The sequence below is a fragment of the Enterobacter cloacae subsp. cloacae ATCC 13047 genome, from assembly GCF_000025565.1.
GTDB lineage: Bacteria > Pseudomonadota > Gammaproteobacteria > Enterobacterales > Enterobacteriaceae > Enterobacter > Enterobacter cloacae.
On the sequence record NC_014121.1, the window covers coordinates 71,337 to 84,797 of the forward strand.

Genomic DNA, 13,461 nt, shown 5'->3' on the forward strand with positions numbered 1-13,461 from the left:
ATGGTGAAAAATAAATTAGTGTTGCCGGTGATGATGGCGTGCACATCCGGCCTCTTGCCCGCGTATGCGCATGCGGCCTCCAGCTCCGTGGTTATCGCTAATTACCGTTTTCCCGACTCGCTCTATGCCCTGCTGGAGCAGGGGATCAAAATCCCCGTTTATCTGGTCAATACCCGCCCGGGTGCAGCGCAACAGGCGGGCAGCACCGGTGACGTGAGCGAGTATGTCCGTATTGGCGACGTAACGATCTACGCAGAAGACCGACAGCTCGGGCTGCGCGATGTCCAGGTCCAGGAGTCAGACAACGGTATTCGCCTGTCAAAAGAGATGCGGACGCTGCTGCAAAGCATCAACGGCAAGCAGTTTGACGACCATATGCGTATTCCGGTGAGCGCCGGGTCGGCGTTCGAGCTGGATCAGAAAAAAATGCGCCTGCTGCTGAACCTCTCCCAACGTGACTACGGGGTCAATATTCGTCCGCGTGAGGTGGATATCGATGCCCCTGAATCAGACGATCTGAGCGGCACGCTCTCCTATAACCTGGGGGCGTATCACACCGAGAGCGGCTACGGCGACAGCTGGTCATCCGGCTATCTCAACGCCAAAAGCTGGGTCTCGATGGGGGTCGATCACCTGCTGGTCGATGGCTCGGGCTACGTTAACGAGAACAGCAGCGACACCCAGATGAACGCGGTGATGTGGGAACGTGACTATCAGGGCATGCGCTACGCCGCCGGGATGTTGAACGGCTGGGCGATGCAGTCTCTCGCCAGCGTCAGCGGGATCTCCGGCGGAGAGGTGTACGGCGTCTCCGTGGGGAACCAGGCCAATTCGCGTAAGCGGGACAATACCCTCTCCCTGACGCCGATCGTGGTCTATTTCCCGACCGCCGGAGAAGCCCGCATTCGTCGTGACGGCCAGCTTATTGGTATTCAGCGCTTTGACGTGGGTAACCACGAAATCGACACCAGCGCGCTGCCCTACGGGATTTACAGCGTGGAAGTCGAGGTGGTCAGCGGCAGCCGCACCGTGTCACGGAGCATGTACACCGTGAACAAACCTTTCACTAACAACGTGTCGGAATCGCTGCGCTGGCAGACGTGGGGCGGGATTTATAGCCGCGACAAATCCGTCGTCAACTATAAGAAGTACGCCAAACGGAAAAACGAGCAGGACAACAGCTACTACTACGATTACGACACCAAACATAAAGACACCATGTCGCTGGTCGGCGCCTCCTTCAGCAAGCGCAGCGGGATGGTCGACTGGAACGCCTCCGGCTATATGATGCGCGAACACGTGGTCAGTGAACTGTGGGCCTCCCTGAACCTGACCGGGTACTTCTCGGTGAATACCCAGACGATGGCCGCCTCTGACGGAACGTACCGCGCCAACTACGGGGCTAACGTCAGCCTGCCGTGGAATATCGGTTCGGTCTGGTACTCGCATGAGCAGCTCTCCAGCGGCAAGTTCCTTGATATCTATGAAAACAAAGGCAACACGTGGGGGGCATCGTTCAGCCTGCCGTCGTTTGGCCTGCCGTCCGCCGGCAACCTGAGCCTGATGCGACAGGAAGACGACGTATACCGCTATAAACGCTATCAGGTTGACTACTCCCAGGGGCTGTATGCCGGTCGTTATGGTACGGCGCGCCTGCGGGTGGGGATGTCGCGCAATAAATACGAAGGCTATTACGAAGAGAAAGACCGCTACGTGATGCTCGATTTCTCGATCCCGCTGGGTAACACCGTCTCGGTGGGCGTTTCCCATAACCGCGATACCGGCACGGCGCTTAACGTCAGCGCCAGCCGCCAGTTCGAAGGGGATTACCTGAAGTCGGTTACCGCCAACGTTTCACGTGCCTTCAGCAGCAACCAGGATCGCACCGTGAGCGGCGGGGGCAGCGTGAGCTTCGACACGCCGTGGAACAGCAACATTCTGAGCGTGCAGAGCGGCACCAGCAAAGGCTGGAACTCCACGCTGACCAGCGACGGCAGCGTGGGCTGGTCGAAAGAGGCGGTTGCAGCCGGTAAAGGCACCCACAGCGCAGGGGTGATCGTCAGTACCGGGCTTAAGTCCGACGAGTCGCTCACGCTGAAGCTCAACGGCCGCACGGAGCGCATCAAGGGCGATAAAACCTGGCTGTCGTTACCGGCCTATCAGGCCTATGACCTGGAGGTCATGAACAGTGAAACCGGCACCGAAAGCTATGACATTGGCGCAAATGCCCGTCGTCATATCACGGTTTACCCGGGGAACACGGTGGTGATGAAGCCGCAGGTGAAAAAAATCGTCACCCTGTTTGGCCGCCTTGTTGATGCCAACGGTAATCCGGTGAGCGCCACGCAAATCAAAAACCACGTGGGTCTGACCCGCACCGAAAACGACGGTCGCTTCGTGATTGACGTGGACAAGAACAATCCGGTGCTCAGCATTGCCACGCCGGACGACAGCGTCTGCGAGGTGCGTCTGGATATTGCGTCCAACCGTGGCGCGCTGTGGCTTGGGGACATCTCCTGCGATAAAGGCGATTTTGTCTGGCAGGAAGCAAAAGGAACACGGGAACGTGACGATGAAAAAGATATTCGCTCTTAATCTGCTGCTGATAAGCGCGGCGGCGCAGGCGCAGCAGATGCCCTATTTCGCGATCAACAACCCGGACAACAACGGGACGGGCAACACGGCGGCGCTGTTCAGTCTGAACAGCACCTCCACCGCGTTTTTACACGGCTCGCGGGAGTGGCCCACCCTGAGTGCCAAAACCAACAACGGGATTGCCACCTATATTCCGGACAACAGTTTTAACGGCCCGGCAGGCAGCCCGCTGACCATCAACTTCAGCGTCACTGGCTCCAGCGCCTCGCCGTTCTTTAAGGGCACCGCGTGTTCGTCAAGCTGTGGTACCACGGGCTATACCGCGACGACCAGCTATACCGACACGTCCATGGTGGTGAAACCGCCGGTCATTGAGCCGGGCACCGCTTATGGCCGCTGGGTGCTGGGGGATCCGTTCTTTGATTATCTGCTCAATGCTGCACCTGGCAACGAGGTGACGATTACTTCCACGCCACAGATCTCCTCTATCGGCAAGGTCATCACCACCAACACGCTGCATAAGGTCGGCACATTGACCATGACCAACTCGCGGGCGCTGGATCTGGGCATTGACCCGATCAGCGGCGAGGTGACCATTGTGGATGGTTCAACCGGGGCGACGTGTACTAAATACACCCGCAATACGGTGTCGGGTGTGCTTTGCGAACTGCTGGAATACACCTTTGTCGGGGAAGATATCACCGGCTACAACCCGGGGCTGGCGCTGACCTCGTCCCGCGTGAACGGCGTGCTGCAATCGCACATGAACGGGGGGACAGGGCTGGCGGCGGAAATCACCTTCGATGAGAGCAACTGGTACAGCATCTCCGGCGGCATCCTGAGCGACACTCGCGTGCTGGCGAATACCTTCCTCGCGGCGCCGCAAAAAAACGGCGGCAAGGCGTACCTGAAAATCTTCCTCCCGAAGGCGCTGATTTTGAGCGTGGCGCAGGCGGGGGATGGCAACAATATAGGCAATATCGTCAGCCTGTGCCTGACGCCGGGTAACAGCTCGCTAGCGGCGGATTTCTGCTTCCAGCCGGGGGGCGGGCTGGTGATTGACCCTATCCAGCCAGGCCTTGCGATCGTGCCGGATAACCCGGATTACACGCTCGACCCTAACGGCCTGGGCGGTTCCGGGAAAGGCACGATTGGCGAGGGGCCGATAGAGATCCCCTACACCATTACCTACAGCGGCGCGCAAAAAGATGCCGCGATTGCGGTCACGGTGAAGGTCACCGGGCCGACGCAGAGTCTGAACGGCGTGGACTACTGTGCCTTTAGCGGTAACGGCTTCACGGTGCCTGTCCCCGGTAACGTGCTGCTGGGCAAAAGCCAAACGCTGAAGGCGCATAACTGCAAAGGCGAGGCGCTGTCCATTCCCGCACCCGCCACCCATGCGGAAGAGTGGGACAAGATAAGCTCAGGCGTGACGGACATGTGGCTGTGGAAAACCCCGCTGGTATTGCAGTTTGTGATGAACAACCCGGTATCGAAAACCACCTATGACGGTAATACGTGGTTTGGTGAAGTGACGGCTCAGGGTCGAATTGATGTCAGTGCATCCTGGAATTAAACGTGTATGACTGGAAAATTCCTGGCTATTTTCGCAATAAATTGCTTCATTTCCGCAAGCGCAAATGCTTTAATTATTGAAAATCTAAATATTGATTTTCTACCTGAAAAAGAAGTTGTTTTTCAGCCAATAAAAAACGATACCAGCGTACGACAGAATTATACTGTTTCGCTTATTCAGGTTGATGTCCCAAAAGAACACGGGAAAGAGACTGAAATAAAAGATGGCGAGGTGATGTTCTCGCCAAAACAGTTAACTCTGGAGAGCGGCGAGCGGGCCGGATTTAAGTTTTATTATACCGGCCCGCACGACAGCAAAGAACGCTATTATCGCGTTAAATTCACCGAGACGCCGCTTCAGGCGCGGGTTGTGATGAGCAAAGGCCAACGCATTCAGTCGGATGTGGTGGTTTCGCTTGAGGCTATTTTAATTGTCCGACCATGGACAAGGCATTTTGATTATACGTTTAGTAACGGGGTGGTGAGTAATACCGGGAATACCTGGTTTAAATATGTCTCTTCTCAGGGATGTAGCTCACAATATAATGACTCAAAATATCTTCCACCGGGTCAACGGCTGGAAATAGATAATTACGCGCAGCCCGCAAGGCGGATGATTATTTATGGAAATAAAATCATCCCGCTTACGCGCTGCCCGTAACAACCGCTTTCCTTCATAAAAGGAAATTATCCTTTGGCGCAAGCTGAAGATTTACAACTACAGGAGAATAAAATGAAAGCGATTTCATTCGTAGAAGCGAAAGATATTATCGGTGGTGCATTAAACCCATTCGCTGGCCTCGTTAAAGGTGCACAGCTGGGTTATGACACCGGTGCAAGCATCATGGGCATGGTAGGCGGCGTGGTTGGCGGAATTCTGGGTGGCGCAATGGGCTTCCTGGGTGCGCTGGTTGGCAGCTACAACTAATTCAACGAACAGGAAGACAATCATGCAAGTTATCGATTTCAAAAAAGCACAGGCCATCATCGGTGGCTGGGATCCGTTTGCTGCTGCCCTTCAGGGCGCGAGCGCAGGCTATAACGCAGGCAGCCAGATGTTAGGCGCGCTGGGCGGCACCATCGGTGGTGTGTTTGGCCTGGTGGGCGGCTTCATCGGCGGCTTCTTCAGCGCATAAGTTATCGACCTATGCTTATGGCCCGCTTTGCCGGGCCATTTTTTTATTTCAGCCACGGATAATTATGTTTTCGCTTTTTCAGTATAAAAAAAAGGGTAAGACACCCGTTATTCGCCAGCATGAATATACCGAATGTGGGCTGGCCTGCCTGGCGATGGTGCTGGGGCACTATGAACACCACGTCTCCGTCAGCCAGCTGCGCAGGGAGCTTACCGTCTCTGCCGACGCGGGCACCTCGATGGCGGAACTCATGACCCTCGCCAGCGATAAAAATATGACGGGCCGGGTGCTCAAGGGCGAAATCACTGAAATTGAAAGTGCCGAACTGCCGCTCATCGCCTTCTGGCGCGGCAATCATTTCGTGGTGATCGTGAAGGTTGACGGGCGCAGCGTAACGGTCCACGACCCGGCCAGCGGCGTGCGTCGCTACAGCCTCAAGGAGGCGCAAAAACTCTTTTCCGGCTACGTGCTGGAGCTGAAGCCGACGCCGCGCTTCGACAAAAAATCCCCTGACGAGACGCTCACGCTGGGGCGGCTGGCCAATAAATCCCCGAGCTTGTTTCAGCGGCAGGTGCTGCTGTTTGTGCTCTCGATTTTTACCCTCATCACCATGCTGGCCAGCCCCACTTACGTGCAGCTGATCATGGAGGAGGCCATCTCGCGCAACGACAACGATCTGGTGATCTTACTCACCGCCATTTTCGCTATCGTCTTTATTTTTGAAGTCATAGGTAAGTTCCTCAAGCAACTGCTTGAGATCCTGATGCGTAACATCGCCTATGACGACCTCAGCCAGTCGGTTCGCCGCTATATGCTGCGTACCCAGACCGGCTGGTTCCGCAGCCGTCCGCCGGGCATTGTGCTGGCGATTGAAAAATCGCTGCATGCCTGTGCGGAGTTCATCAGCAATGGCTATGTGCAGATCCTCTTTTCCAGCTTGATCGCCTTCACCAGCCTGCTGTTTATGCTGCTGTATAACGTGAAAATCGCCGTGTTGACGATGCTGCTGATGGGGGTGTTCTTCCTGATCCGCTTTTCGCTGATCGGCCCTTACCAGCGCGCGGTGGACGACTCCATCGAGCGCACCGCAAAGTATGAATCGCTGCTGGTGGAGACGCAGAAGGGGATCATCACCCTGAAGGCTAACAACATGGAGCAGGCCCGGGACGCGGTGATGGATAAATCCCAGCGTGAGCACATCGCCGGGCTGATGCGCAAAGAGCGCCTGCTGGCCCGCTTTGATGTTGCCTCGCTGCTGGTGATCAACGCCGAGCAACTGCTGGTGGTCTGCTTCGGCGCGTGGCTTATCCTGGAAGGGCAGATGAGTATCGGGATGCTCTACGCCTACATCAGCTACAAACGCTATTTCTCCGACGCGATGGTACAGGTGGCGCAAAAGCTGCTGGACAAAAATGCGCTGAAAGGGCCGCTGGATCGCGTGGGCGACCTGCTGTTTGCCCCCTCTGAAGCCAGCCAGTTTGGCCGGAAGATTGTGACTTCACCCGTCAGTCTGGCCTTTGAGGATGTCTCTTTTGCTTATCCGGGACGTGAGGCGACCCTGCAGCACATCAACATGACGCTCAAGCAGGGCGAAGAGGCGGTGATTGTCGGCCAGAGCGGCTCCGGGAAAACCACACTGCTGCGTCTGATCTCCGGGATGTTGCTCTCCACATCGGGCAGTTTGCGGATCAATGCGATCCCGATCACCGAGTGCGATCTCTCCTCTCTGCGCCAGCATATTCGCATTGTGCATGCGGACGATATTCTCTTTACCGGCTCCATTCTGGATAACCTTTCCTGCTTTGATAGCGCGCCGGACAAGGAGCGGGTGATTGCTGCCTGCCGCCTGGCGGAGATTGACCACGTGGTTGCGCGTCTGCCGCACGGATACGAAACGGAGCTGCTGCCGGGAAATACCTTTTTCTCCGCCGGCGAGATGCAGCGTCTGGTGCTGGCGCGCGCCCTGTACAGCCAGCCGAAGCTGCTGCTGTGCGATGAAGTGACGGCAAACCTCGATAAAACCACGGCGCAGAAGGTGCTGGCGAACCTGCGTGGCCTGGGGATTGGTCTGGTGTTTGTCACCCACTCGCCGGAGGTGGTGGGCTGTCACGGACGGCTCTACACCATGGAAAACGGCACGCTGCGGGAGAGTGAGCAATGATGTTTCTGCCCCGTCTCTACGCCCGACTTTGCGCCCGGCAGGCCGGACGCACGCTGCTCGCAAGCCGGATCACGCAAAACTACAGCCAGTTTATGCGCTGCCCGGAGGCTGACGTCCCGCCCGATTTTCTGCGCCAGAACGCCCTGGAGATGAGCGGCTTTCATTTTGTCGAGCAGATCTTCCCGCCCGCGCTGTGGCGGCGCAACGTGCGTTTCGATCTCCACGCCCGGGTGGCGGCATTTACCCGCGAGCAGGAGTTTTATTCTCAGCCCCGCACCCTGCTGCTGGGCATGCGCTGGGCCGGATTTGGCCTGATCGCGGATGCGCTGCTCGCCACCGCGCCAGACGACGTGCGCTTTCAGTTTGTTACCCGCCTTCCCGCGCTGCACAAGCTGATGGCGGCACACGAGGAGCGGCGGGCAGGGGCGTTTTTCTCCCCGCACCGGTTGGTGACCGTGCTGCTGGTGGATGAGCGCCTCCCGGATGCGCCGCTGTTCATTACCCAGGCGGGCGACCAGAAAGCGTGGTTAACGGACGTGTCGACGCGCTTTTTAACGCGCTACGGATATGTGATTCGTACGCTGCTGCCCGGCTGTTCGCTGCACTCGGCGGAATTTGCGCTGGAGAGCCAGACCTATGCCCCTGCGGAGTACCGTCAGGCCGCCACCGCCACGCTGAACGCGTTGCGTAAAACCCCCACGCTCTGGAGTGCATGGGACGATCTTTCAGTGATTTATCATGGATGACATGTCGTGAAATTAAGAAACCGAAACCGACAACGTCGGGCGCTGATCCCGCACCATTTTTCAAAGAGCTACGAGATCAACGCCCCGCGGCTGAAAGGCGTGTTAACGCTGTTTATCTCCTTTTTTCTCTGTCTGCTGGTCTTTTCGATCGTCTTTAACTTTTCGGAAACCACGCTGGCGCGCGGGGTGCTGATCCCGGCCCAGGGGGATGTGGAAGTGCGTGCCAGAGAGTCCGGCACCATCGTGGATTTTGCCGTACGTCCAGGCCAGTACGTGAAAGAGAATGACCCGCTTTTTACCGTGTCGCAGGACTACGGCGGCAAGCAGGGCTCGGTGGTGCAGTTCGATCGCCAGCAGATGGAGGCGGAGAAAAAGCGCAGCGAGCAGCGCGTGCAGACCATTGAAGATTCTATCGCTACGTACCGGAAAAACCTGGCGCAGCAGCTGGATATTGCCGACCGGCAGATTGTGGTATCCCGCGACAAAGTGAAAAAGCTGCGTGCGTTGCTCAAAAACAGCACCGATACCTATGAGGCGTGGAAAGCGATATCCGGGAAAGGCTATGTGTCGAAGGTCGATCTGGATAAAAGCCACAACGACGTGCTCAACGCGCAGCTTAACCTGACGCTGGAGGAGAGCAGTATCCTCGATCTGGAGGCGCGCAAAACCAGCCTGACCGACAGCACTCAGTCGCAAATCGACTCCCTGAGCCAGGAGCTGCTGTACGTGAAAAACCGGATCAGCGAAATTGACCGCAACCTTTCCAGCCGGGGTAGCTCTACGATGGCCATGCTGGCGCCTGCCGATGGCTACGTGGTGGCGATCAACTTCCCGCCGGGCCGGGCCATTACGCAAAACAGCGAGGTGGTGGTGGTGATCCGTAAAAACACCGCCGCGTCGATGGAGGGGTACCTCTATGTGCCAGCCACGGGCGTGGGCCGGGTGGCGAAAGGGGATAAGGTGAAGCTGCGCTTTGACTCCTGGCCGGTGGATAAATATGGCTCGGTGGAGGCCACCCTGTCTGATTTCTACGAGGTGAATATTGATGCGCATTCGGCGCTTATCCCGCTCCAGGAGGGGCAGAACTACTATCTTGCCAAGGTGCGGGTGCCTTCCTGGTTTACCGATCCGGACAACAAAAAGCGTCTGCTGATGGGCGGGATGACGGTTAACGCCGATATCGTTATCGATCGCAAACCGCTTATCAATCTGCTGATTGCGCCGCTGGAGCGGGTGCGTAAACGGTTTATCGATTGACCCGATTTCATCGTTCATCGCCCATTAGCCCACAGGCTAACGCCGGGTCGCGGGCTATTCTCCTTATCACACACACAGGAGAATAGCCCATGAACATCACTCATATTCGCAATGCTACCCAACTGATCACGTATGCCGGTAAACGCTTTTTGATCGACCCGATGCTGGCCGCAAAAGACGCTTATCCCGGTTTCCCCGGCACGGCGCGGGCCGAGATCCGTAACCCAATGGTTGAACTGCCCGTTGACGTCAGCACGCTGCTGGACGCCGATGCGGTGATCGTCACCCACACCCATGACGATCACTGGGATCGCGCAGCGGTGGAACTGATCGCCAAAGACAAACCGATCTATGTGCAAAACGATCGTGATGCCGCGCTGCTGCGAAGCCAGGGTTTTCATAACCTGACAGTCATGACCGACGAGACCACCTTTGGTGATATCCGCATCGCGAAAACCCACGGCGGCCAGCATGGTACCGATCGCGCGTACGCGGTGCCGGAGCTGGCAGAGCGTCTGGGCGAAGCCTGCGGTGTGGTTCTGCGCCACCCGGACGAGAAAACGCTCTACATCGCGGGCGATACCGTCTGGCGTGATGCGGTGGCGGCCGATCTGCAAAAACACCAGCCGGATGTGGTGGTGCTTAATGCCGGATACGCGCATGTGATCGGTTTCGGGCCCATCATTATGGGGGAACAGGATCTGCTCAACGTTCACTTCCTGCTGCCGCAGGCAAAAATTGTGGCGGTCCATATGGAAGCCATTAACCACTGCCTGCTGAGCCGCCGCGCGCTGCGGGAATACGTGGAAGCGAACCAGATCGGTGATGCGGTGAGCATTCCCCAGGACGGCGAAACCGTTATATTCTGAGCACCAAAAAGGGAAGGAGAGACAGATGCCACTTATCAACGTCGCGATTGTCGCGGTGGACGGGTTTAGCCCGTTCCACTACTCCGTTCCCTGTATTCTGTTTGGCGACGCGGTTTCCGGCGAAAAGCGCTTTAACGTGACGATCTGCGCCGAAAAACCCGGCGTTCTCACCTCAAAAGAGGGTTTTGCCCTTAACGCGACGCAGGATTTTTCAGCCATCGCGCAGGCGGATATTGTGGTGGTGCCCTACTGGCAGCACGTACTGGATCGCCCGCCTCAGGTGCTGCTCGACAGCCTGGTGCAGGCAAGAGATAACGGTGCGGAAATCGTCGGGCTGTGTCTGGGGTCGTTTGTGCTGGCGTATGCGGGCATTCTCGACGGCAAGCGCGCGGCCACCCACTGGGAGTTTGAACATCACTTCCAGTCGCTTTTTCCGCGCGTCCAGCTTGATATCAACGCCCTCTATGTGGATGACGACAATATTATTACCTCCGCCGGGACCGCCGCCGCGCTGGACTGCTGCCTGTATATCATCCGTCAGCGCTTTGGTAGCGTGGTTGCCAACCAGATCGCCCGTCGGATGATTGTGCCGCCGCACCGCGAAGGCGGTCAGGCGCAGTTCATTGCCCAGCCGGTGCCGAAGGACACCCGCGACGCACGGATTAACTGCCTGATCGACTACCTGCAGCAACACATTACCGAGCCGCATAATCTCGACTCGCTGGCGAAGGTGGTCTCGATGAGCCGCCGCACGCTGACCCGCCATTTTGTCAACGCCACCGGCATGACCGTGGCCGACTGGCTCACCGCCGAGCGCCTGCGGCGCAGCCAGATCTTACTGGAAGCCGGCAATATGCCGGTTGAACGCGTGGCCGAGCTGGTGGGGTTTAACTCTGCGGTGACCTGGCGACAACAGTTTAAGGCGCGTTTTGGCGTCAGCCCGACGGAGTGGCGCAAGACGTTTCGTATTCAGCCGTCTGTAGCCAGGCATGATGCGACATGAAGTAACACCGTCTTTTAGGCCGGGAGACCCGGCCTGCGGATGCTTTTAACTCACCACACCTTACTGAACAATCACGCGGCCGTTCAGCGGCTGAAGCGGACGGTTATTGCTGTGCTCAAGCGCTTGCTTAAACATCTCCAGCTGCTTTTCTGACAGGGTGACGGTGTTTTTCATCACCAGCCAGCGCAGCCCTTCGGTGCACGGTGGGGTGGTCAGCGAGCCGCTGAAGCGATAATAGTGCAGGTCAGCCGGGAACAGCGGACGCAGATCGAGGTGTTTATCAATCGAGATTTCGTGGTCCTTTTCCTTCGGAAGGCGCGCCAGCAGCGGGTTGAGTGCGCTGTTTTCCGGGCCGACCTCAAACATAACGGCAAGCACCGCGACGTCGCCCTCTTTGCTGGCATGAACAAAGTGCGCTTCCAGCGGGAAGGATTTGCCGTTGATCCGGTTTTCGCTCGGGGTGTGGAAATGGTACTGGCGCAGGGTAAAGATCTGATCGTCCAGACGGAATTCATCTTCGTCGCTGGCGGTCACCTGCAGGGTATGGCCGTTGTTCACCAGCTTTTCGGCGGCGGTATGGAAATTCATCTCCAGCGGCGGCAGCGTGGCGTTATAGGCGTTACGGATATCGATGGGTGACTGGAATTTCCCGGTCTTGCAGGTGGCAAACTCGTCGCTGAGCTCGCCCCAGTTTTCCGGACCACTCTTGCCTTCATACGTCCAGTGTGGGGCAGACCCCGCAAAGACAGAGGCAGATAAGGCGAATAAGGATGCGGTCAGAATGTGTTTCATGTTGTGTCTCTCAGAATAAGAAATGCGCGTTAAAATACTGATGGCATTGTACTCTTTTCCAAAAGACCAGTCTTATATTGTGGTTATTTGCGTTAAAGAAAATGAAAGCCCCTTCTTACCCCAGCTTCTCCATCTTCGTCTCTCCCTCCGTCATTGACAGCTGATACAGCGAAAACGATCGGTGCTTCTCAATCAATGTCGCCAGCTCCGGCGAGTGGCTGGTGAGCCAGATCTGCGAGTAGCGGCTGGCCTCGGCAATCAGGCTTGCCAGCGCGGGCAGCATCTGCGGATGCAGGCTGTTTTCCGGTTCGTTGAGGGCGATAAACGCCGGTGGGCGCGGGCTTAACAATGCCACCGCCAGGCATAAAAAGCGCAGCGTGCCGTCAGAGAACTCCGCCGGTTCCAGCGGGCGGCTTAAGCCCTCGCGCTGCATCATCATGCGAAAACGTCCGCCGGTGTTGTCGCTGTAAAACACGCAGCCGGGGAAAGCCTGGTCAAGAATGCGCATCAGCAGCAGTTCATCGCCAATCTCGACAATGGTCTGAAACGCCGCCGCGAGGTTGGCGCCGTCGCTCGCCAGCACCGGAGAGCGGAAACCCACCTGCGGGGCACGCATCATGGAGCCGCTTGCAACGGAAAACTCATGATAAAATCGCCAGTTACGCAGGGACTCGCGCATCTGCGACACTTCCGGGTAAAGGTGCGGTTCGCCGAGCTGGCCGAACACCGATTCGTTCTCGTACAGCGTGCCGCTGTGGGTCACTTTCTCGTGATGGACGTTATTCAGGAAAACCGCCTGATTTCTGCGCTTCATCAGCTGTGCCGACGGGCGGCGGTGCTGCCCGCTCAGCCAGAGCGACTCTTCCTTGATCACCGGATCGAGCTGAAACTGCGAGGGATAGGGCAGCTTCTCAACAAAGCCTACCTGCAGCTCGTATTCGTAAGTTTCGGTTTCTACCGCCAGGTTCATCCGTCGCAGCTGGTCGCTGCGGGTTTTACCCGCCCAGAACACTTTCAAAATCCCGCCTTCATTCGCCAGAGCCTGAGAAAACTGCCCCTGCGCGGCGCTGTGCATCAGGTGGATCGCCTTGTAAATATTTGATTTTCCGGTGCCATTCGGGCCGAAGACAATGTTGAGTTGTTCCAGCTCCAGCGACATATCGCGAATTGAGCGGTAGTTTTGAATGTGCAGGGTGTTAATCACAGGCCGATCCCTTTTTTGCGTTATAACCTGTATATATTTACAGCCTTTCAGGCGAAATGCAAAAAAGAGACGACAGTGAGGATGTCGTCTAAACGGGCTACTGCTTCGGGCCCCTGAGGGTCA

The 13,461-nt window shown here is 57.1% G+C and carries 12 protein-coding genes; 10 read left to right on the forward strand and 2 right to left on the reverse strand.

What is annotated here, in order from left to right; all coding sequences use genetic code 11:
- From ECL_RS00360 to ECL_RS00405, 10 genes are all read left to right on the forward strand, one after another.
- Entirely contained in the window at nucleotides 1-2,595 is a 2,595-nt protein-coding gene (locus ECL_RS00360) for a CS1-pili formation C-terminal domain-containing protein (protein ID WP_013094843.1), read from the forward strand.
- The gene (locus tag ECL_RS00365) at nucleotides 2,573-4,171 is read left to right on the forward strand and encodes a hypothetical protein (RefSeq protein WP_044159053.1); all 1,599 of its coding nucleotides are present in this window, start codon (nucleotides 2,573-2,575) and stop codon (nucleotides 4,169-4,171) included. Before ECL_RS00360 ends, ECL_RS00365 begins: the two co-directional genes overlap by 23 nt.
- A 6-nt stretch (nucleotides 4,172-4,177) precedes the next feature.
- The gene (locus ECL_RS00370; RefSeq protein ID WP_013094845.1) at nucleotides 4,178-4,831 is read left to right on the forward strand and encodes a hypothetical protein; all 654 of its coding nucleotides are present in this window, start codon (nucleotides 4,178-4,180) and stop codon (nucleotides 4,829-4,831) included.
- A 72-nt stretch (nucleotides 4,832-4,903) separates the two neighbouring features.
- Nucleotides 4,904-5,098, forward strand: a complete 195-nt coding sequence (locus ECL_RS00375; RefSeq protein WP_013094846.1) for a hypothetical protein — start codon at nucleotides 4,904-4,906, stop codon at nucleotides 5,096-5,098.
- Nucleotides 5,099-5,120: 22 nt separating this feature from the next.
- Nucleotides 5,121-5,306 (forward strand): hypothetical protein, encoded by a 186-nt coding sequence (locus tag ECL_RS00380; protein WP_013094847.1) that lies wholly within the window; start codon nucleotides 5,121-5,123, stop codon nucleotides 5,304-5,306.
- A gap of 64 nt (nucleotides 5,307-5,370) precedes the next feature.
- Nucleotides 5,371-7,467, forward strand: a complete 2,097-nt coding sequence (locus ECL_RS00385) for a peptidase domain-containing ABC transporter (RefSeq protein WP_013094848.1) — start codon at nucleotides 5,371-5,373, stop codon at nucleotides 7,465-7,467.
- Nucleotides 7,464-8,213 carry a hypothetical protein gene (locus ECL_RS00390; protein WP_013094849.1) on the forward strand — a complete coding sequence of 250 codons (750 nt, stop codon included), beginning with the start codon at nucleotides 7,464-7,466 and terminating at the stop codon, nucleotides 8,211-8,213. The genes ECL_RS00385 and ECL_RS00390 overlap by 4 nt, the downstream gene beginning before the upstream one ends.
- Nucleotides 8,214-8,219: 6 nt before the next feature.
- On the forward strand, nucleotides 8,220-9,470 hold the full coding sequence (locus tag ECL_RS00395; protein WP_013094850.1) for an HlyD family secretion protein: 1,251 nt from the start codon (nucleotides 8,220-8,222) through the stop codon (nucleotides 9,468-9,470).
- Between the two features lie 89 nt (nucleotides 9,471-9,559).
- Nucleotides 9,560-10,339 carry an MBL fold metallo-hydrolase gene (locus ECL_RS00400; RefSeq protein WP_013094851.1) on the forward strand — a complete coding sequence of 260 codons (780 nt, stop codon included), beginning with the start codon at nucleotides 9,560-9,562 and terminating at the stop codon, nucleotides 10,337-10,339.
- 25 nt (nucleotides 10,340-10,364) lie between these two features.
- Nucleotides 10,365-11,342 (forward strand): GlxA family transcriptional regulator, encoded by a 978-nt coding sequence (locus tag ECL_RS00405; RefSeq protein WP_013094852.1) that lies wholly within the window; start codon nucleotides 10,365-10,367, stop codon nucleotides 11,340-11,342.
- A 60-nt stretch (nucleotides 11,343-11,402) separates the two neighbouring features.
- Here ECL_RS00405 and ECL_RS00410 read toward each other — a convergent pair whose 3' ends face one another.
- Complete coding sequence (locus tag ECL_RS00410) at nucleotides 11,403-12,134, reverse strand: carbonic anhydrase (protein ID WP_013094853.1); 732 nt, start codon at nucleotides 12,132-12,134, stop codon at nucleotides 11,403-11,405.
- Nucleotides 12,135-12,249: 115 nt separating this feature from the next.
- Nucleotides 12,250-13,338, reverse strand: coding sequence for an AAA family ATPase (locus ECL_RS00415; RefSeq protein ID WP_013094854.1), 1,089 nt, complete (start codon nucleotides 13,336-13,338; stop codon nucleotides 12,250-12,252).
- Between the last annotated feature and the right edge of the window lie 123 nt (nucleotides 13,339-13,461).